19 protein-coding genes are annotated in these 18,364 nt (G+C 71.8%); 1 reads left to right on the top strand and 18 read right to left on the bottom strand.

From position 1 onward, the window contains the following. Window positions 1-21: 21 nt before the first annotated feature. The 3 genes from B7R87_RS28165 to B7R87_RS28155 all read right to left on the bottom strand — a co-directional run bounded on the left by B7R87_RS28165 (window position 22) and on the right by B7R87_RS28155 (window position 2,049). Window positions 22-864, bottom strand: coding sequence for a nitrilase-related carbon-nitrogen hydrolase (locus B7R87_RS28165; protein WP_006345622.1), 843 nt, complete (start codon window positions 862-864; stop codon window positions 22-24). Between the two features lie 439 nt (window positions 865-1,303). After that, window positions 1,304-1,708: a PPOX class F420-dependent oxidoreductase gene (locus tag B7R87_RS28160; RefSeq protein ID WP_130584716.1), complete on the bottom strand. Its 405-nt coding sequence runs from the start codon at window positions 1,706-1,708 to the stop codon at window positions 1,304-1,306. 86 nt (window positions 1,709-1,794) lie between these two features. Next, a complete protein-coding gene (locus tag B7R87_RS28155; protein ID WP_130584715.1) occupies window positions 1,795-2,049 on the bottom strand; it encodes a helix-turn-helix domain-containing protein in 255 nt (84 codons plus the stop codon). A 50-nt stretch (window positions 2,050-2,099) separates the two neighbouring features. Between B7R87_RS28155 and map the strand changes: the two genes are divergently transcribed. Further along, window positions 2,100-2,867 (top strand): type I methionyl aminopeptidase, encoded by a 768-nt coding sequence (gene map / locus B7R87_RS28150; RefSeq protein WP_130584714.1) that lies wholly within the window; start codon window positions 2,100-2,102, stop codon window positions 2,865-2,867. Window positions 2,868-2,892: 25 nt separating this feature from the next. Here map and B7R87_RS28145 read toward each other — a convergent pair whose 3' ends face one another. The 15 genes from B7R87_RS28145 to B7R87_RS28075 form a co-directional block, all read right to left on the bottom strand. Then, entirely contained in the window at window positions 2,893-3,600 is a 708-nt protein-coding gene (locus B7R87_RS28145; RefSeq protein WP_130584713.1) for a glycoside hydrolase family 75 protein, read from the bottom strand. 246 nt (window positions 3,601-3,846) lie between these two features. Continuing rightward, complete coding sequence (ggt, locus tag B7R87_RS28140; RefSeq protein WP_130584712.1) at window positions 3,847-5,667, bottom strand: gamma-glutamyltransferase; 1,821 nt, start codon at window positions 5,665-5,667, stop codon at window positions 3,847-3,849. A gap of 544 nt (window positions 5,668-6,211) precedes the next feature. Continuing rightward, window positions 6,212-7,078, bottom strand: coding sequence for an amino acid ABC transporter permease (locus B7R87_RS28135; protein WP_006345627.1), 867 nt, complete (start codon window positions 7,076-7,078; stop codon window positions 6,212-6,214). Beyond that, window positions 7,075-7,719, bottom strand: a complete 645-nt coding sequence (locus B7R87_RS28130; RefSeq protein WP_006345628.1) for an amino acid ABC transporter permease — start codon at window positions 7,717-7,719, stop codon at window positions 7,075-7,077. Before B7R87_RS28130 ends, B7R87_RS28135 begins: the two co-directional genes overlap by 4 nt. Window positions 7,720-7,735: 16 nt before the next feature. Beyond that, a complete protein-coding gene (locus B7R87_RS28125; protein ID WP_006345629.1) occupies window positions 7,736-8,707 on the bottom strand; it encodes a glutamate ABC transporter substrate-binding protein in 972 nt (323 codons plus the stop codon). A 14-nt stretch (window positions 8,708-8,721) separates the two neighbouring features. Continuing rightward, window positions 8,722-9,468 carry an amino acid ABC transporter ATP-binding protein gene (locus tag B7R87_RS28120; RefSeq protein ID WP_040913483.1) on the bottom strand — a complete coding sequence of 249 codons (747 nt, stop codon included), beginning with the start codon at window positions 9,466-9,468 and terminating at the stop codon, window positions 8,722-8,724. A gap of 152 nt (window positions 9,469-9,620) precedes the next feature. Further along, window positions 9,621-10,067, bottom strand: a complete 447-nt coding sequence (locus tag B7R87_RS28115) for a DUF6278 family protein (protein WP_006345631.1) — start codon at window positions 10,065-10,067, stop codon at window positions 9,621-9,623. A 132-nt stretch (window positions 10,068-10,199) separates the two neighbouring features. Beyond that, a complete protein-coding gene (locus B7R87_RS28110; RefSeq protein ID WP_006345632.1) occupies window positions 10,200-10,979 on the bottom strand; it encodes an exodeoxyribonuclease III in 780 nt (259 codons plus the stop codon). A gap of 112 nt (window positions 10,980-11,091) precedes the next feature. Continuing rightward, window positions 11,092-11,718, bottom strand: coding sequence for an MBL fold metallo-hydrolase (locus B7R87_RS28105; RefSeq protein ID WP_006345633.1), 627 nt, complete (start codon window positions 11,716-11,718; stop codon window positions 11,092-11,094). Window positions 11,719-11,730: 12 nt separating this feature from the next. After that, entirely contained in the window at window positions 11,731-13,017 is a 1,287-nt protein-coding gene (gene pcaDC, locus B7R87_RS28100; protein WP_006345634.1) for a bifunctional 3-oxoadipate enol-lactonase/4-carboxymuconolactone decarboxylase PcaDC, read from the bottom strand. Between the two features lie 329 nt (window positions 13,018-13,346). Beyond that, entirely contained in the window at window positions 13,347-13,931 is a 585-nt protein-coding gene (locus B7R87_RS28095) for a hypothetical protein (protein ID WP_006345635.1), read from the bottom strand. A gap of 106 nt (window positions 13,932-14,037) precedes the next feature. Then, window positions 14,038-15,198: an ROK family glucokinase gene (locus B7R87_RS28090; RefSeq protein ID WP_006345636.1), complete on the bottom strand. Its 1,161-nt coding sequence runs from the start codon at window positions 15,196-15,198 to the stop codon at window positions 14,038-14,040. Between the two features lie 224 nt (window positions 15,199-15,422). Continuing rightward, window positions 15,423-16,289 (bottom strand): ATP-binding cassette domain-containing protein, encoded by an 867-nt coding sequence (locus B7R87_RS28085; protein WP_006345637.1) that lies wholly within the window; start codon window positions 16,287-16,289, stop codon window positions 15,423-15,425. Next, window positions 16,286-17,350, bottom strand: a complete 1,065-nt coding sequence (locus B7R87_RS28080) for an ABC transporter permease (protein WP_006345638.1) — start codon at window positions 17,348-17,350, stop codon at window positions 16,286-16,288. The genes B7R87_RS28085 and B7R87_RS28080 overlap by 4 nt, the downstream gene beginning before the upstream one ends. Next, window positions 17,347-18,363 carry a sugar ABC transporter substrate-binding protein gene (locus B7R87_RS28075; RefSeq protein ID WP_040913495.1) on the bottom strand — a complete coding sequence of 339 codons (1,017 nt, stop codon included), beginning with the start codon at window positions 18,361-18,363 and terminating at the stop codon, window positions 17,347-17,349. The genes B7R87_RS28080 and B7R87_RS28075 overlap by 4 nt, the downstream gene beginning before the upstream one ends. Between the last annotated feature and the right edge of the window lies 1 nt (window position 18,364).

The following is an 18,364-nucleotide window of genomic DNA, read 5'->3' as shown; positions in this document are numbered from 1 at the left end:
GGGCGAGGTCCGGGGCGGGGTTCACGGGCGCACCAGCCCTTCGTAGGCGTCGGGCCTCCGGTCGCGGTAGAACGCCCACTGCTGCCGCACCTCGTCGATCAGGCCGAGGTCGAGATCGCGGACGACGAGTTCCTCGTCGGTGTCACCGGCGACGTCGCCGACGAACTGTCCGCGCGGGTCGACGAAGTAGCTGGTGCCGTAGAAGTCGTTGTCGCCGTACTCCTCGCGGCCGACGCGGTTGATGGCGGCGACGAAGTACTCGTTGGCGACGGCGGCGGCGGGCTGCTCCAGTTTCCACAGATGGGCGGAGAGGCCGCGGGAGGTGGCGGAGGGGTTGTACACGAGCTGGGCCCCGGCGAGACCCAACTGGCGCCAGCCCTCGGGGAAGTGCCGGTCGTAGCAGATGTAGACGCCGATCCGGCCGGCCGCGGTGTCGAACACGGGCCAGCCCGCGTTGCCGGGCCGGAAGTAGTACTTCTCCCAGAAGCCCTTGACCTGCGGGATGTGGTGCTTGCGGTACTTGCCGAGATAGCTGCCGTCGGCGTCGATCACGGCGGCGGTGTTGTAGTAGAAGCCCGAGCCTTCGATCTCGAAGACCGGGACCACGATCACCATGCCGGTCTCCCGGGCCAGCTCCTGCATCCGGCGGACGGTCGGGCCGTCGGGGACGGGTTCGGCCCAGCGGTAGTGCTCGGGCTCCTGCACCTGGCAGAAGTACGGCGCGTTGAAGACCTCCTGGAAACCGATCACCCGGGCACCCTGCGCGGCGGCCTCGCGGGCGTGGGCCTCGTGTTTGGCGATCATCGACTCGGTGTCGCCCGTCCAGGAGGCCTGGACCAGGGCGGCGCGTACGACTGGGGCCATGGGCTGCTCCTTCGGCCGGGCGGCTCCCGGCATCGGCGCATCGCCTCTACGCACGTAGACGCGGAACGTAGATGGAGAACGTAAGCCCCGTCACACAGCGGGGCAAGACCATTGCGGCCAACCCGCGGAGTCGATCACGTTTCACCCGGTCGGCGGCGAGGCGCTCGCGCGGCGGGGCGGGGCCGGGTGCGCCCGGGCGACCGGTGCGGGCGACGCGCCGTCACGGGGGTGCCCGCGGTGCGGCGGGCCGGTGCCGCCGCAGACGGGTCGGACGAGCCCGGGCTGCGACGGCGGGCGGTGGGCGGGATGTGCAGTGGCGCCGGTTCCGGCAGGGCGCGTCCATCCGCGGCGGGCCGTCTTCTACGGAGGGCCGCCCGGGTTCCTCGGGCGGGGACCCCGGGCCCTTCCGGTCCGCCCGGCCCGGACCGCCCCGCGGCCGTCAGGCCGTGGCCGGGGGTTCCCCGAGGGTGACGGCGATGCCCGCGTGCGGCCTCTTCCCGCGCCGGACGATCCGGGCCGGCCAGTCGACGGCCCGGAACTGCCAGCCGTACTTGCGGGCGACCAGATCGCGGGCCCGGACCGTGCCCTCCCGGTCCAGCAGTTCGGCGGTGCCCTCGGCGCGCAGGGCGCCGTCGGCGATCCGGCCGCGGGCGTCGCAGACCGCGACGGTGACCCGCTGGTCGCGCCGGAGCCGCTTGACCTTCCAGGAATCGGCGTTGGTCCAGACGTACAGCCTGCCGCCGTCCTCGGCGAACCAGACCGGGGTGGCGACCCCGGTTCCGTCGCGGCGGAACGTGGTCAGGCTGAGATAGCGGGCGGGCGCGATGTCTTCGACGGAGGTCACGCTCCGAGCGTACGCCGCGCGGGGCCGGCCGGGGAGGAGACCGTACACCTCCGGATGCGGCGCACACCCGCGTTGGGGACGGGGGACTACGGGACGGCGGCCGGGGAGCAGGCGGCGGCGAGCTGGTCCGTCGACAGGCGCAGCACGGCAGCCAGCGCGGCGACGGTGAAGAAGGCGGGGGTGGGCGCCCGGCCGGTTTCGATCTTGCGGAGGGTCTCGGCGGAGATCCCGGCCTCGGCCGCCACCTCCACCATGCTGCGGGGGCCGCGCGCCTCGCGCAGCAACCGGCCGAGCCGTTCGCCGCGCTCGCGCTCTTCGGGGGTGAGGGGGGTTCGGACCATACCGTCATTGTAATACCGGAAACCCTCCCGCGACCGGTATAGTAATTGGCATGGTAGAGATCAAGACCGAACAGTCGATCGAAGCGATGAGGGCGGCGGGCCGGGTTGTCGCGCAGGCGCTCGCCGCGGCCCGGGACGCCGCCGGGGTCGGCGTCGAACTGCGGGAGCTGGACCGGGTCGCGCGGGGTGTGCTCGACGGGGCGGGCGCGGGCTCGCCCTTCCTCGACTACCACCCGGACTGGGCGCCCGTCCCCTTCCCCGCGGTGCTGTGCGCGTCCGTCAACGACGCCGTGGTGCACGGCATCCCCGACGGCTACCGGCTGCGCGACGGCGACCTCGTCAGCCTCGACTGCGGCGCCCTGCTCGACGGCTGGGCCGGTGACGCGGCGGTCAGCTTCACGGTGGGCCGCGCCCGGCCCGAGGACACCCGGCTCGTCGCCGCCGCCGAAGAGGCGCTGGCCGCGGGCATCGCGGCCGCCGTACCGGGCAACCGGGTGGGCGATATCGCCCATGCGATCGGCCGGGTCTGCCGCGCCGCGGGCTACGGCATCCCCGACGGGTTCGGCGGGCACGGCATCGGACGCGAGATGCACGAGGACCCCGGTATCCCCAACGAGGGCCGGGCGGGGCGCGGCATGGTGCTCCGCCCGGGCATGGTGTTCGCCATCGAACCCATGCTGACGGCGTCGGGCACGGACGATACGTACACGGCCCGGGACGGCTGGACGATCCGCACGCTGGACGGGAGCCGCGCCTCCCACGCGGAGCACACGGTCGCGGTCACGGCCTCGGGGCCCCGCGTCCTGACCGTCCTCTGACCCTGCCGCCCGGGTCCGGCGGCCGTCAGTTCGCGGCGACGAAGGCGCGGGCCAGGTTCCGGCCCAGCCGGGTCGCGGCCTCGCGGCTCTCGATGGGCGTGGCGCGGGAGCCGGAGAAGAAGATGTACGTCACCCCGCCGGACACCCCGCCGGAGACCGGGTCGGGGTCGATGCCCAGCGATTCGGCCATGGCGTAGGACGCCTCTCCGACGATCTTCGCGGGGCCGGTGTCGCCGACGACGCCGTACCGCACCCGGCTCCCGTGGACGACCGCGACGACCCCGCCGCCGCGGATGCGCGAATCCGGGTACTTCCAGATCTTGCTGGGCGCGGGCACCACCACATACGGCAGGCGCGCGGCGTCGAGGGCCTTCCCGTCGGACTGGTGGAACGCGGTGTCCGGCAGGAACCAGGGGTCCGTCTTCCGGTTGCACCGGGTGGTCTTCCGGCCGTCACAGGCGATGTCCATATCCGCTTTCCAGTAGACCGCGCCGTCGGCCGCGCACACCGGCACGGTCGCCTTCGCACCCGCGTCCTTGCGGTACTTCCCCCGGGAGATCCGGTTGCAGCCCCGGGTCTTGGCGAGCAGGTCCGCGGCGGTGACGGCCTTCGCCCGTACCGGGCGGTGCGGCGCCTGCCCGCCGGCCGCCGTCGCGGGCGGCGCGGGGGCCGCCGCTGCCGCCAGGAGGGCCGCTCCACAGGCGGTGGCGAGGGCGAGGGTACGAACGTGCATGGGCTGGGGTCGCCTTTCTGGCGGATCGAACGGATACCGCGCGGAAAACCGTCCCTACCCGCTTCCGGTGACGGCCGATCCCCCCTCCCCGGGGCCCGTTCGCGACCGCCCTGCCCCAAGTGCGGCGGTCCGGGCTTCTGTTGGACCGTGGTGGCCGTTCCGTACGGGGAGCCGGATGGAGTACGCCCGTACGGCCGTACCGCGCGGTGAACCCTTCACCGCGCGGTACGTGAGCCGCCGGCCGGTCTACGGGCGGCCGCTCGGGTGGACCACCATCGCCGAACCCCCGCCGCGGCGGGTCTTCTCGGCGGCGGCCAGCCAGCGGCCGTCGGGGAGCCGTTCGATGCCGGTCGCCGCGCCGATCTCGGGGTTCTGCCGGAAGCCGTGGCCGATGCGCTCCAGTTCGGCCCGGAGCGGGCTGTTCCAGAGGCCGGGCTCCACCTCGGTCGTGGTCTGGTTGCGCTGACTGGCGCGCGGCGCCGCGATCGCCTCAACCAGCGGCAGGCCCCGGTCCAGACGGCCCGTCAGGGTCTGTACGACGGTGGTGATGATGGTCGCTCCGCCCGGGGAGCCGAGGGCCAGCACCGGACGGCTGTCGTCAAGGACGATCGTCGGGGAGATGGAGGAGCGGGGGCGCTTGCGGGGGCCGGGCAGATTGGGGTCGTGGACCGCCGGGTTCGCCGGGGCGAAGGAGAAGTCCGTCAGCTCGTTGTTCAGCAGGAAACCGCGCCCCGGTACGGTGATTCCGCTGCCGCCGGTGGACTCGATGGTCAGGGTGTACGCGACGACGTTGCCCCAGCGGTCGGCGACCGTGAGATGCGTGGTGTTCTCGCCCTCGTACGTGGTCGGCGCGGCCGTCCCTGCGGCGCCGCACGGCACCGGACGGCGGGGGTCACCGGGCGCCAGCGGGCTGGTGAGGACCGCGTCGTCCTTGATCAGGCAGCTCCGGCTGTCCGCGTACCGCTGCGACAGCAGCCCCTTGACCGGCACGTCCTCGAACGCCGGGTCACCGACCCACCGTCCGCGGTCCGCGAACGCGATCCGGCTCGCCTCGATGAAGCGGTGCAGGTACTCGGTCCCGGACGCCCGCGAAAGGTCGGTCCGCTCCAGCATGTTCAGCGCCTGGCCGACGGTGGTGCCGCCGGAGGAGGAGGGCGCCATTCCGTAGATGTCGAGGCCCCGGTAGGAGACCTTCGTCGGGGCGCGGCGGATCGTCTCGTACGCCCGGAGGTCACCGGTCGTCAGATCGCCGGGGCGGACGGTCCGGGAGGAGCCGGGCGCCACGGGCGGTGTGCGGACGGTGTCGACGATGTCCTCGGCGATCTCGCCGCGGTACATCGCCCGTACGCCCTCCCGGGCGATGTGCCGGTAGGTGTCGGCGAGGTCGGGGTTCTTGAAGGTGGAGCCGGTGACGGGCAGCGCCCCGCCGGGCAGGAAGAGTTCGGCGGTCGCCGGGAAGTCGGCGAACCGCGTCTGGTTGGCTTCGGTCTGGGCCCGGAAGGTCGGGTCGACGGTGAATCCGTGCCGGGCCAGCTTCTCGGCGGGCTTGAGCAGCCGGGCCAGCGGGCGGCTGCCCCAGGAGCGCAGGACGGTCTCCCAGGTGGCGGGCGTGCCGGGGGTGCCGACGCCGAGTCCGCTGGTCTGGCCCTGGTCGAAGGGGATGGGCCGGCCGTTCTCCAGGAAGAGGGAGGCGTCGGCCGAACGGGGCGCGGTCTCACGGCCGTCGACGGTGTGGACGGTACGGGTGCGCGCGTCGTAGTAGACGAAGTAGCCGCCTCCGCCGATGCCCGCCGAGTAGGGCTCGGTGACACCGAGGGCCGCGGCGGTGGCGACGGCCGCGTCGACGGCGTTGCCGCCGCCGCGCAGGACTTCGATCCCGGCGGCGGAGGCGTCGGCGTCGACGCTGGCGACCGCGCCGCCGTAGCCGACGGCGAGCGGTGTTTTGACCGGGGGCGCGGTCGGGGGGCGGTCGGGCGGGGAGTCGGCGGGCGGGGCGGCCGCCCCGAGTGAGACGACGGCCGCGGCAGCGGCCAGGAGCGCGATGTTCCGTGCGGTGGAGCGACGCATCCGAACGAACCTCCAGTCGACACAAGTCCGCCGGACAACCTAGCGGCCGTGCCCACCTCCCGTCAGGACCGCCCTCCCGTGCAGGGGCTCGGGCGGGAGACAGTGCGCCCCCGGGCGTTCCGGTTCACGGGGCCCGTCGGGGCGGACGGTTCCGTGCCGGGGGCTCGCGCCGGGCGCCGACGGACCGTTGCAGGGCGTCTCGCCACGCCCCGTGCGGCGAGACGGGCCCAAGGCCGTCCCGGGGTCGGCGGTGGAGGCGCTCAGCGCCCCGCGCGCGGGGTGTCGTACGGGAGCGGTGCCCGTGCCGGCCGCCCGTGCGGCACGGGCACCGCTCCTCCTGGACGGGGCCTTCTCCGGGCGGGAGGTCCCGTTCCGGCCGGCCCCGGCGGCGGCTGACCTTCTCCTCGTCCACGCGGACGGCACGCACGGCGTCTCCGCCGCGGCCGCCAGACGAGGAGTGATCACCGGCTGCCGCCGGGGTCGTACCGGGGGAAGGGAGCATTGCCCCAAAGCCTCCGGTCCTCGGGACCGGGCCCCGGCGGTCCTAGGGCCTTGGCGGCCCCCCGGGCAGCAGCGTCCCCGGTTCGGCCGGAGCGACGTCCACGGCCTCGGTCTTGGGGCTGCGGCGCTGTCTTTTCGCCACCCAGTTGGCGAACCAGGAGAGCAGCATGCACAGTCCGATGTAGATGGGCGCGATCACCATCACGACGGGGATGAACGGCAGGTCGTAGTCGAGGTTGGAGGCGATCAGCTTGCCCGCGTGGAGGAACTCCTCGTAGGTGATCAGATAGCCGAGGGAGGTGTCCTTCAGTGCGACCACCAGCTGGCTGATGATCGCCGGCAGCATCGCCCGGACCGCCTGCGGCACCAGGACGTAGGTCATCACCTGGGTCTTGCGCATGCCGAGCGCGTACGCGGCCTCCCGCTGGCCCCGGTCGACGGCGTTGATCCCGGTCCTGAAGACCTCGGCGAGCACCGAACCGTTGTAGAGGGTCAGCCCGGCGACGAGCGCGGGCAGCGGCTGGACCTTGAGCGCCACGAAGATGAAGAAGATCATCACCAGTACGGGCATCGCGCGGAAGAACTCCACCAGCAGGGTCGCGATCCAGCGGACGGGCCGGTGTTCGGAGAGCCGTCCGGTGGCGAGGATCCCGCCGAGGACGAGGGAGAGCACGGCCGCGTACGCGAACGCCTTCAGGGTGTTGCCGAGCCCCTGAAGCAGCAGTTCCTGGATGCCCTTGTACTCGAAGGGGGTCCACTTCGCCGCGGTGAACTGCCCGGTGTCGAAGAGCAGATACACGATCCAGCCGAGCAGCGCGGCGATGGCGGCGGTGGCGACGATCCCGTAGATACGGTGCCGCTTCCGGGTGCGCGGGCCCGGGATGTCGTAGAGGGCGGTGGAATCGGTCATCGGGCGACTCCGTAGCGCTTCTCCAGCACGTTGAAGAGCGCACTGATGGACAGGGTGATGATGAGATAGCCGACGGCGATCCAGACGAAGGTCCAGATGATGTTGTAGCCCAGTTCGCTCAGCGTCTTGTAGGTGCCGAGCAGTTCGGTGACGCTGAACGCGCCCGCGATCGCGGAGTTCTTCGCCAGGGCGATCAGGGTCGAGCCGATGGGCGGGATGACACTGCGGAACGCCTGCGGCAGCACCACCGTGTGCAGGGTCTGCCCGAAGGACATGCCGAGGCTGCGGGCGGCCTCGCCCTGCCCCTTGGGGACCGTGTTGATGCCGGAGCGCAGCGCCTCGCAGATGAACGCGGAGGTGTAGCAGCCGAGGGCGAGGATCGCGAACAGCTGGAACGGCAGCACGATCCCGAACCGCGGCAGCCCGAGGACGACGGCGAAGAACAGGAGGGTGAGCGGGGTATTGCGGAGTACGGTCACCCAGACCGTTCCGAAGACGCGCAGCGAGCCGACGGGCGAGACCCGGAAGGCCGCGATCAGGAAGCCCAGCACCAGGGCGAGCACCGAGGAGTAGAAGGTCAGCTCGACGGTGCCGAGGAAGCCCTGCCAGTAGAGGGAGATGTTGTCGGTCAGTACGTCCATGCGCCGGGTCTCCTCCTCAGCTCGCCGGGTAGCGGTCGATGGGCGGCGGCTGGGGCGCGGGCACCCCGGAGAGGCCGAGGGTGGCGTCGTAGGCCTGTTTCCACTGCCCGTTCTTCTCGCCGGCCGCGAGGGCGTCGTCGATGGCGAAGCGCAGGGCGTTGTCGGAGCGCGGTACGCCGATGCCGTACGGCTCCTGGGAGAAGGGTTTGCCGACGACCTTCAGCTCGTCGGGGGCCTTGGCGGCGTAGCCGATGAGGATGGCGTCGTCGGTGGTGACGGCGTCGACCTGGTAGGTGAGGAGGTTGTCCACGCAGATGGAGTAGGTGTCGTAGCCGACGAGGACCGCCTTGGGGTAGTCGGCCTTGATCCGCTGGTAGGGGGTGGAGCCGGTGGCGGAGCAGACCCGTTTGCCGTCCAGGTCCTGGGGGCCGTTGATGTCGTGCTCGTCGGTGCGCACCAGCAGGGATTGTCCGGCCATGAAGTAGGGCCCGGCGAATCCGACGAGCTTCTTGCGCATGTCGTTGATGGTGTAGGTGCCGACGTAGTAGTCGATCTGGCCGTTCTGGAGGGCGGTTTCCCGGTTGGCGGATGCGATGGTCCGGAAGTGGATGCCGGCCGGGTCGAAGCCGAGGTAGGCGGCGACCATCTTGGCGATCTCGATGTCGAAGCCGGAGTAGACGCCGGTGGCGGGGTCCTTCTCGCCGAGGTAGGGCTGGTCCTCCTTGGCTCCGACGGTGAGGTATCCGCGGCCCTCGGCCCGGCGCCAGGTCGGGGATTCGGGGAGCTGGAAACCGGTGTTGACCGGGTAGACGGGGAGGCTCTCCGGCTGGGGGCCCTTGACCGGCGGGCTGCCCTCCTTGCCGCAGGCGGCGGCGATCACGGCGGTCAGCGCGAGGAGGAGGGCCGGCAGGGTGCGGCGGAGCCGCCGGAGGGCGGGCCCGTGGAGGGGGGCGGGTGCGGTCGGGGCGGTGCGGTGGCGTCGCGGCATGGCGGTTCCCCCCGTCAGTGCTTGAGGATTTTGGAGAGGAAGTCCTTGGCGCGGTCGCTCGACGGGTTGGTGAAGAAGTCCTCCGGCGTGCGGTCCTCGACGATCCGGCCGTCGGCCATGAAGACGACCCGGTTGGCGGCCGAGCGGGCGAAGCCCATCTCGTGGGTGACCACGACCATGGTCATTCCGTCCCGGGCCAGCTGCTGCATGACCTCCAGCACCTCGTTGATCATCTCGGGGTCGAGGGCCGAGGTCGGCTCGTCGAAGAGCATCACCTTGGGGTCCATGGCGAGGGCGCGGGCGATGGCCACGCGCTGCTGCTGGCCGCCGGAGAGCTGTGCGGGGTACTTCGCCGCCTGGGAGGCGAGCCCGACCCGGTCGAGGAGTTCACGGGAGCGGCGTTCGGCCTCGTCCCGGCGGCGCCCGCGGACCTTGAGGGGTCCGAGGGAGACGTTGTCGAGGACGGTGCGGTGGGCGAAGAGGTTGAACGACTGGAAGACCATGCCGACCTCGGAGCGGAGCCGGGCGAGGCCCTTGCCCTCTTCGGGGAGCGGCTCTCCGTCGATGGTGATCGTGCCGGACTCGATGGTCTCCAGCCGGTTCACCGTGCGGCAGAGCGTCGATTTGCCCGAGCCGGACGGGCCGATGACGACCACGACCTCGCCGCGCCCCACGGAGAGGTTGATGTCCCGCAGGACGTGCAACTGCCCGTAGTACTTGTTGACGTCCCGCAGCTCGATCAACGGATCGACGACGGCCATACGCTGCCCCCACTGGTTGCTGTGTCGAGGTCAGCGCAAACTATCCACCCCGGAAAGGGACTTCGCGCGCGACACGCATAAAAGGGGCATAAGCCGTATTTATTGGCTATATATCAGCTCATGTACGAGGGATGCACAAGGGGTGACGGCGGTCAGGCCTCGGCGGCCTCCGCATAGACCTGGGAGAGTTCGGGCGCCCCGTTGACCGCCCAGTCGAGCCCCGCCTCCACGACGCCGATCTCCCGGCCGGAGGCCAGCCGCACCACGGGGTGGCCACCGGGCCAGACGTGCCAGGTGGCGCCCGGCACGGTCCGTACGATCACCGTCCCGAGGTACAGCCCGGCGTCGTTGCCGATCCACGGCAGCTCCTCCGGATCGTCGCGCCAGCGCGGCGGCAACTGGTCGAGGGCGGACAAGGAGGCCGCGCTGTCGTCCAGTTCCAGTCCCATACGGCCGACCCGGACCCGGAGCAGCTCGCACTCGGCGAACAGTTCGGCCATCGCCGCGGCGCGCTCGGGATCGTCCACGGCCCCCGCGACGGCGCCCCGCGCCCCGGGACCCTGCTTCTTGAGCCAGTTGTCCAGGAAAGGGATGTTCATACCACTAAGCCTCGCATCTTCCCCGGTGCGCACACCACAGGACGCGCACCGGTGATCACCCGGATCGGCGGGTAATTCCCCGGTCCGGGCGCCCGGACGGCGCGCGCCCGGCCCCGGACGGGCTCTGTCCGCTCAGACTTCAAGGTCGACCACCACCGGTGCGTGGTCGGACGCGCCCTTGCCCTTGCGCTCCTCGCGGTCCACATAGCCGTCCTTGACGGCCGCCGCGAAGGGCTGGTTCCCGTAGACCAGGTCGATGCGCATGCCCCGGTTCTTGGGGAAGGCGAGCTGACGGTAGTCCCAGTACGTGTACGGGTGGTCGTACTTCAGGGGGCGGGGCACCACGTCGACGAGGCCGGTCTGCCGCAGCCCGGCCAGCGCGGCCCGCTCCGGCTCGGTGACATGGGTGCTGCCCTCGAAGACGGAGCGGTCCCACACGTCGTCGTCGGCGGGCGCGATGTTGTAGTCGCCGAGCACCGCGAAGGGCAGGCTGCCCGCGGCGTCCTCGGCGACGGCGGTGCGCAGCGCGTCCAGCCACTGGAGCTTGTAGGCGTAGTGGGGGTGGTCGACCTCGCGGCCGTTGGGGACGTACACCGACCAGAGCCGGACCGGGCCGCAGGTCGCGGAGACCGCCCGCGGCTCCTGGACGCCGTCGTACTCAGGACCGCCGGGCAGTCCCTTGACGACCGCGTCCAGACCGACGCGGGAGACCAGCGCGACCCCGTTCCACCGGCCGTCGGCGTGGACGGCGGATTCGTAGCCCAGTTCCCGCAGCTCGGCGGCGGGGAACTGCTCGGCCGTGCACTTGGTCTCCTGGACGCACAGCACGTCGGTGCCGCTGCTCTCCAGCCAGGCCAGGAGCCGGGGCAGCCGGGCAGTGATCGAGTTGACGTTCCAGGTGGCGATGCGCATGGCAGAAGCGTATGCGCTCCGCGGGGGCGGGCGGAGCCGGGCGGGGCGGAGAAGGAGCTTTCCGCGGGAGCCCGGGCGGGGTGTGTCCTCGCCCTCCGGCGCCCGAGGGGCCTCAGAGGGTGTGGGTGGCGCCCGGGGACAGGCGTTCGTGGGGGGCGCCGCCCAGGTTGGCGATATGGCGGTCGTAGATCGGGCGGGCGAGATCGGTGAGCAGGGCGTCGTGGATGTCGATGGTCAGCCGCGGTCCCACTTCCCGTACGTAGTCGACGACCTCGGAGATCTTGTTCCAGGGCGCCATCACCGGGAGCATCAGCGTGTCCACGGGGCGCTCGGGCACGGTGAGGGCGTCCCCGGGGTGGAAGACCGACCCGTCCACCAGGAAGCCGATATTGGTGATCCGGGGAAGGTCCGGGTGAATCACCGCGTGCAGTTCGCCGTGGACCTCCAGCTCGAATCCCGCCGCGGTGAAGGTGTCGCCGTGGCCGACGGTGCGGACCCGGCCGGGGAAGGCGGCGGAGAGCGTGTCCGCGACGCTCCGCAGGGTCCACACCTCGGCCCCCGCCTCCAGAGCGGCACGGACCTTGCCCTCGTCGTAGTGGTCGGGGTGCTCATGGGTGATCAGCACCGCGTCCGCCCCCGCCGCGGCGTCCTCCTCGGAGAACGCTCCCGGGTCCACGACGAGGGTGGCACCGTCCTTTTCGAGCCGTACGCAGGAGTGCAGCTTCTTCGTGAGCCTCATGGGCCCATCCTGCTACGAGCGGGGCGTGGTCTCCTCCCGTACAACGGTACGGGCGACACCGAAGGCGGCGTTCGCGGCCGGAACTCCGCAGTACACGGCCGTGTGGATGAGGATCTCCTTGATTTCGTCGGGGGTGAGCCCGTTGCGGAGCGCGGCCCTGACATGGACCGCCAGCTCCTCCAGCCGTCCCCCGGCGACCAGCGCCGTCATCGTCACGGCGCTGCGGGTGCGCCGGTCGAGGCCCTCGCGGTTCCAGACCTCGCCCCAGGCGTAGCGGGTGACCAGTTCCTGGAACTCCGCCGTGAAGTGCTCGTCACCGGCGGTGGCCGCGTCCACATAGGCGTCCCCGAGGACCTCCCGGCGGGTCTTTATTCCCGGTTCGTACGGATCGGGGCGGCCCTCGGGCTCCGGTGCCCCGGCGACCGCGGCGGGCGCTGTGGACCCGGTGGATGCCTCCGGGGCTGCCGAGGGTGCGGCCGGAGCCGCCGAAGCGATGGGCTGGGCCTGGAGGGGGATGGCCGTGAGGGTGTCCTGCGGGGCGGCCGAGAAGTGCTGGACCAGCAGATCGGTGACGGCCGCCGGCTGTTCCACCGGGGCGAGATGGCCGGCCCCCGGCACCAGCGCGAGCCGGGCGTCCGGTATCCCGGCGACCAGGGTCCGGGCCTCGGCGGGTCCGGTCACCTGGTCCTCGGCGCCCACCAGGACGAGCGCCGGGACGGCGACCCGGCCCAGTTCGGCGCGGACGTCGAAGGTCGCGAGCGCCTCGCAGGCGGCGATGTAGCAGGCGGGGTCGGTGGTACGGACCATCTGGACGGCCCAGTCGACGATCGCGGGCTGGGCCGCGGCGAAGGCGTCGGTGAACCAGGCGGCCGGGGCGGCCAGGGCGACCGGTTCGAGGCCGTTGGTCCGGACGATCACCCCGCGCCCGCGGAATTCGTCGGCCGTGCCGAACCGGGGCGAGGCGGCGACCAGCGCCAGCGAACCGACCCGGTCAGGGCGGCGCAGCGCCAGGTCGAGGCCGACCGCGCCGCCGATGGAGCAGCCCGCGTAGCCGAAGCGCTGGACGCCGATGGCGTCGAGGGTGGCCAGCAGCCGGTCGGCGAGGTCGGCGACCGATTCCGCGGGTTCGGCGGGGGCTCCGCCGTGGCCCGGCAGGTCGTAGCGGACCACCCGCCACTCGGCGGACAGATCGGCGACCTGCCGGTCCCACATATGCCAGGTCGCCCCCAGGGACGGGCCGAGGACGAGGACGGGCGCGTCGTCGGGTCCGTCGATCCGGTACTGGAGGAGGGCGGGCACTGCCTGCCCGGCACTCGGCTCGGGACTCGGGTCGGAACTCGGGTCGGAACTCGGCCCGGCATCCTGCTCGGGGCTCGGGTCGGGGCCCGGGGCGGAACTCTGCTCGGGGACCGGCCCGGGACTCTGTTCGGGGCCCGGTCCGGGACTCTGTTCGGGGCCCGGTCCGGCGTCGGACTCAGGGCTCTGTCCGGGGCTCTCCTCGGCGCTGGGCTCAGGGCTCTGTTCGGGCGTCTGCGTCTCACTCACCCGGTCCACCGTAGTGACCGGGCGGCCGCGGGGTGGGCGGGCCCCCTCAACTCACCCCGGAGGGTGGCCCGGCGGGGGTGCCATCACGGCGTGGTGGCGGACACCACGTACACCCGGGGGGCGAAGACCAGCGTCTCGTCGACGACGATGTGCTGGCCGGGCCGGGGGGCGGCCCTCGGGTGGACCAGGCCGGACCAGGCCCGCTCCCCCGGGGTGAAGTTCCAGCCGACCGTCGCGGCGTCCTTGGCGCTGATCGCCGGGACCCCGGGCTGGAGGGCCGCCCGGTCGGCGCCGATGGCGCCGAGGAATTCGTCGAGGCCCGCGGGGGTCGTGGTGAACTGCACGAACAGCCTGCTGGTCCGCCAGTTGCTGGTCTCGTAGTAGGCGACCCGCTCGGAACCGCGCGGGATCGGCACCTCGAAGATCCGCCGCTTCATCTGGGACGGCCAGGCGTCCCGCAGCCCCGTCGACGAGGACTCCGCCGCCTTGTCCCGGCCGCTGGCCCGGCTCTGCTCCGCGGAGACCACGAGATATCCGGCCGGGATCCCGATCAGCAGCAGAATGACCGCCAGCGTCAGGGCACGCCTGATGATCATATGGCGCCGGCCCTCGGGGGGCCGGAAGGCGGTCTCGTCCGGCGGCGGGGCCGGTCTGGGTACGACGCTCATGACTGCTGTTCCTGGTGGGTGTACGGACCTGAAGTCTACGGTTCGCCTCCGACACACCGCCCCGGCGGCGGCCGGAACACGATCATCGGGGCCGTACGGAGAAGGTTCAGGTCTCCCGGGACGGACGGCCCGCACCGGGGTTCCGCAGCGCCTGTGCGTACCGCTCGTAGCGTTCGTAGCGCTCGACCCGGCGGCGGTTGGCCCGGCGGAAGCGGCGGGCGACCAGCCGGGCGAGGTCGGCCGCGCCGACCATCCCGGCCTCGGGACCGAGCTGGGCCTTGACGATCCGCGCCTCGGGCCGGTAGCCGCGGCCGGTCAGCTGGCGGCGGAAGGCGTCCCTGGCGGGTCCGATCAGCAGATCGTCGGCCGCGCTCACCCCGCCGCCGATGACGAAGCACGAGGGGTCGAGGGCGGCGGCGAGATTGGCGATGCCGACGCCCAGCCAGCGGCCGATGTCCTCCAGCAGCTCCACGCACATCGCGTCGCCCTCGCGGGCCAGCTCGGTGATCAGCGGTCCGGTGATGTCCCCGACCGCGCCGCCGACCCGTTCGATCAGTACGTGCGCCACGGGCGAGTCGGCCGCCGCCAGCTCCCGGGCCTCCCGCACCAGGGCATTGCCGGAGCTGTACTGCTCCCAGCAGCCGCGGTTGCCGCAGGGGCAGCGGTGCCCGGCCGGTACGACCTGCATATGCCCGAACTCGCCGGCCACCCCGTACTTGCCCCGCTTGACCTGCCCGTCCTCCAGGATCGCGCCGCCGATCCCGGTCCCGAGCGTGATCATCACCAGGTGATCCTCGCCGCGGCCCGCACCGAACCGCCACTCGGCCCAGGCGGCGGTGTTGGCGTCGTTGTCGACCAGGACGGGCACGGCGAGGCGGGCGGAGAGCGCGTCCCGCAGCGGCTCGTTGCGCCAGGCCAGATGGGGGGCGAAGAGCACCGTGGACCGATCGGCGTCGACCCAGCCCGCGGCGCCGATGCCGACCGCGTGCACATCGTGCCGGTCGGACAGATCGAGGACCAGCTCGCAGATGACGTCCTCGACGACCTTCGGGCTCTTGGACTTGTCCGGGGTCTCGGTACGGATCTTCTCCAGGATGACGCCGTCCGCATCGACGACGCCCGCCATCACCTTCGTACCGCCGATGTCGATCCCGACCGTGGGGACCCGGGGCGCGGTCAGGTGCGAGCGGCGCTCGCGGGTCCCGACGGTACGCAGGACGGTGGCGCGGGCGGAGCCGCGGTGCGCGAAGTCGCGGTAGGTGCTCATGTCCCTGCGGGTGCTCGGAGTCAAGGGGTCGGGTGCTGCAGCGGGTCTCCCCGCGCGGTGATTCTTTCACGGCGTCCCGTACGGACCCCGCTCACCGGGGCCCTGGCCGGTACGGGGCCGGGGGCGCCGGACCGGCCGGAGGGTCCGGTGCGCGGGGCCCGGCGCCGCCCGCGCGGGGCACACCCCCCGCGTGTCCGGGCCCGGTCCGGATCCCGGGGAGGGGCTCAGGCGCCGGGCGTGGCGCGTTCCAGCTCGTGGCGGAGGTCGTCCAGCTCGGAGCCTCCGGCCATCTGCCGGGTCAGTTCGTCGAGCGTCACCGACTCGCGGGTGTGGCTCGCCGTCATCGTGCCCCGCTTCAGCAGGACGAACCGGTCCCCGACGAGGTAGGCGTGGTGCGGGTTGTGGGTGATCAGGACCACCCCGAGGCCCGCGTCGCGCGCCGCCGCCACATACTTGAGGACGACCCCGGACTGCTTGACGCCGAGGGCCGCGGTCGGCTCGTCGAGGACGAGGACCTTGGCGCCGAAGTGGACCGCGCGGGCGATCGCCACGCACTGCCGTTCACCGCCGGAGAGGGTGCCGATCGGCTGGTCGACGTCGCGGAGGTCGATGCCCATCCGCAGCAGTTCGGCCCGGGTGGTCTCGCGCATCTTCTGCACGTCGAGCCGGCGCAGCGGACCGCTGCCCTTCACCGGCTCGGAGCCGAGGAAGAAGTTCCGCCAGACCGGCATCAGCGGCACCACGGCCAGATCCTGGTAGACGGTGGCGATGCCCCGGTCCAGGGCGTCCCGCGGATTGGCGAGCCGGGTCTCCTCGCCGTCGAGGGAGAACGTGCCGGAGTCGTGCTGGTGCAGACCCGCGATGATCTTGATGAGGGTGGACTTCCCGGCGCCGTTGTCGCCGAGGACACAGGTGATCTCCCCGGCGTGGACCTCCAGGGAGACGCCCTCCAGCGCCCGGATGTTGCCGTAGTACTTGCTGACCCGGTCCAGAGCGACCAGCGGAGGCCGGTCCGAGTGCGTCGTGGTTCCCGGCTCCGGCTCCGGCTCGTGGTCCGGCTCGTGCTCCGGCTCCTGTCGGGGCTCCGTCATCGTGTGGCCTCCGCCCGTTTGCGTACCCATGCGTTCAGCAGGGCGGCGAGAAGCAGCATCGCCCCGAGGAAGAACTTGAACCAGTCGGGGTTCCATTCCGCGTAGACGATGCCCTTGCTGGTCATGCCGAAGATGAGGGCACCGACCGCGGAGCCGATCGCGGAGCCGTAGCCGCCGGTGATCAGACAGCCGCCGATGACGGCCGCGATGATGTAGATCAGCTCATTGCCGACGCCCTCGCCCGACTGCACCACGTCGTACGAGAAGAGCAGGTGCTGGCCGGAGATCCAGGCGGCGAAGGCGACGCCCAGATAGAGGCCGATCCTGGTCCGGACGACGGGGACGCCCACCGCGCGGGCCGCGTCCGGGTTGCCGCCCACCGCGTAGATCCAGTTGCCGAAGCGGGTCCGCAGCAGGATCCAGGTGGCGACGGCGACCAGCCCGAACCACCACAGGACGGTCACCTTCAGAGTGACGTCCCCGATGACCAGCTCGGAGGCGAAGAGCTTCTTCGCCGAGTCGAAGCCCTGCATATCGCTGATGGAGTCGGTCGAGACCCGGCCGGTGATCAGCTTGGTGAAGCCGAGGTTCAGCCCGGTCAGCATCAGGAACGTACCGAGCGTGATGATGAAGCTCGGCAGCTTCGTCAGGGTCAGCAGCATCCCGTTGAAGGCGCCGACCGCCAGGGTGACCAGCAGGGAGACGAAGACGCCGACCCAGACGTTCGCGGTCATCTGGTAGCTGAACATCGACGACACCAGCGCGGAGGTGGTGACGAGGACGCCCGCGGAGAGGTCGAACTCGCCGCCGATCATCAGCAGCGCGACCGGGACGGCCATGATCCCGATGGTGGAAGCCGCGTAGAGCACGGTCGAGAGGCTCGACGTCTGGAGGAAGTCGTCGGCGACGACCGAGAAGAAGACGAAGACGGCGACCGCGCCGACGACCGACCCCAGCTCGGGCCGGCCCAGCAGCTTGCGCAGCGGGGAGACCGCCAGCAGCCGTTCGTCCCCGGCGGACCCCTTGCCGAGGTCCACCGGTGGCGGTGCGGTCGAGCTCATCGGGTTCCCCGCTTCGTGTAGTCCTCCAGCTGCGCCGCCTGGTCCTGGGTGACGATCTGCGGCCCGGTGAGCACGGGCAGGCCGCCGCCGAGCATGTCGGCGTTGTACCGGTAGAGCCAGAGCAGGTCGACCGCTTCGTACCCCTGGAGGTAGGGCTGCTGGTCGACGGCGAAGCCGAGGGCGCCGGACTTCAGCCCGGCGGCGACCTTCGGATTGAGGTCGAAGGTGTCGATCTCGGCCTTGCTGCGGGCCGTCTCCTTGGCGCGGACCGCGGTGTCCGCGAACGGGGCGCCCAGGGTGACGACCGCGTCGATCGCCTTGTCGGTCTGGAGCTTGGCCTCGATGGACGCCTGGACGTCGGGCATGTTGGTGCCGTCGACGTACAGGTTCTGCATCTCGCCTTCGAAGGTCTTCGCCGCCCCGGAGCAGCGCTGCTCGTGGCCGACGTTGCCCTGCTCGTGGAGGACGCAGACGGCCTTCTTCTTCCCGCGCTGGTTCAGCTCGGTGCCGACGGCCTCGCCCGCGACGGTCTCGTCCTGCCCGATATGGGTCAGGGCGCCGTACTCCTTGGACTGGGCGGATCCCGAGTTGATCGTGATCACCGGGATACCGGCGGCGACGGCCTTCTTCACCACGTCCTTCATGGCGTCGGGCTTGGCGAGGGTGACGATCAGGCCGTCGACCTTCTTGTCGATGGCGGCCTGGACCAGCTGGGCCTGCTGCTGGCCCTCGTCGCTCTTGGAGTAGAGGAAGTTGATGTTGTCCTTGGCGGACGCCTCCTTGGCGCCCTTCTGGACGATGTCCCAGAACGTGTCGCCCTCGCCCGAGTGGGTGACCATGGCGAAGGTCCAGCGGGGCGTGGAGACCGCGGCCTTCCCCACCGCCTCGGCCTGGGCCTTGCGGGCGTCCGCGGCGCGCTTGCCGCCGGTGCTGCTGCATCCCACCAGGGAAGCGCCGAGCACCGCCGCCAGCAGCGCGCCGACCGCGCGTACCCCTGTCCTTGCCCTAGCCACG

The organism is Streptomyces tsukubensis, assembly GCF_003932715.1.
GTDB classification, from domain to species: Bacteria; Actinomycetota; Actinomycetes; order Streptomycetales; family Streptomycetaceae; genus Streptomyces; species Streptomyces tsukubensis.
Note: the sequence above shows the minus strand (reverse complement) of the source record. Positions and strands in the feature narration are given on the sequence as shown.

Coding starts and splice junctions, on each gene's coding strand:
- B7R87_RS28135 (WP_006345627.1), bottom strand. CDS start 7,078: ATGACCGATTCCACCGCCCTCTACGACATCCCGGGCCCGCGCACCCGG.
- B7R87_RS28115 (WP_006345631.1), bottom strand. CDS start 10,067: ATGAACATCCCTTTCCTGGACAACTGGCTCAAGAAGCAGGGTCCCGGG.
- B7R87_RS28110 (WP_006345632.1), bottom strand. CDS start 10,979: ATGCGCATCGCCACCTGGAACGTCAACTCGATCACTGCCCGGCTGCCC.
- B7R87_RS28130 (WP_006345628.1), bottom strand. CDS start 7,719: ATGGACGTACTGACCGACAACATCTCCCTCTACTGGCAGGGCTTCCTC.
- B7R87_RS28080 (WP_006345638.1), bottom strand. CDS start 17,350: ATGAGCTCGACCGCACCGCCACCGGTGGACCTCGGCAAGGGGTCCGCC.
- B7R87_RS28105 (WP_006345633.1), bottom strand. CDS start 11,718: ATGAGGCTCACGAAGAAGCTGCACTCCTGCGTACGGCTCGAAAAGGAC.
- B7R87_RS28125 (WP_006345629.1), bottom strand. CDS start 8,707: ATGCCGCGACGCCACCGCACCGCCCCGACCGCACCCGCCCCCCTCCAC.
- B7R87_RS28165 (WP_006345622.1), bottom strand. CDS start 864: ATGGCCCCAGTCGTACGCGCCGCCCTGGTCCAGGCCTCCTGGACGGGC.
- B7R87_RS28095 (WP_006345635.1), bottom strand. CDS start 13,931: ATGAGCGTCGTACCCAGACCGGCCCCGCCGCCGGACGAGACCGCCTTC.
- B7R87_RS28155 (WP_130584715.1), bottom strand. CDS start 2,049: ATGGTCCGAACCCCCCTCACCCCCGAAGAGCGCGAGCGCGGCGAACGG.
- B7R87_RS28085 (WP_006345637.1), bottom strand. CDS start 16,289: ATGACGGAGCCCCGACAGGAGCCGGAGCACGAGCCGGACCACGAGCCG.
- ggt (WP_130584712.1), bottom strand. CDS start 5,667: ATGCGTCGCTCCACCGCACGGAACATCGCGCTCCTGGCCGCTGCCGCG.
- map (WP_130584714.1), top strand. CDS start 2,100: ATGGTAGAGATCAAGACCGAACAGTCGATCGAAGCGATGAGGGCGGCG.
- B7R87_RS28120 (WP_040913483.1), bottom strand. CDS start 9,468: ATGGCCGTCGTCGATCCGTTGATCGAGCTGCGGGACGTCAACAAGTAC.
- B7R87_RS28090 (WP_006345636.1), bottom strand. CDS start 15,198: ATGAGCACCTACCGCGACTTCGCGCACCGCGGCTCCGCCCGCGCCACC.
- B7R87_RS28145 (WP_130584713.1), bottom strand. CDS start 3,600: ATGCACGTTCGTACCCTCGCCCTCGCCACCGCCTGTGGAGCGGCCCTC.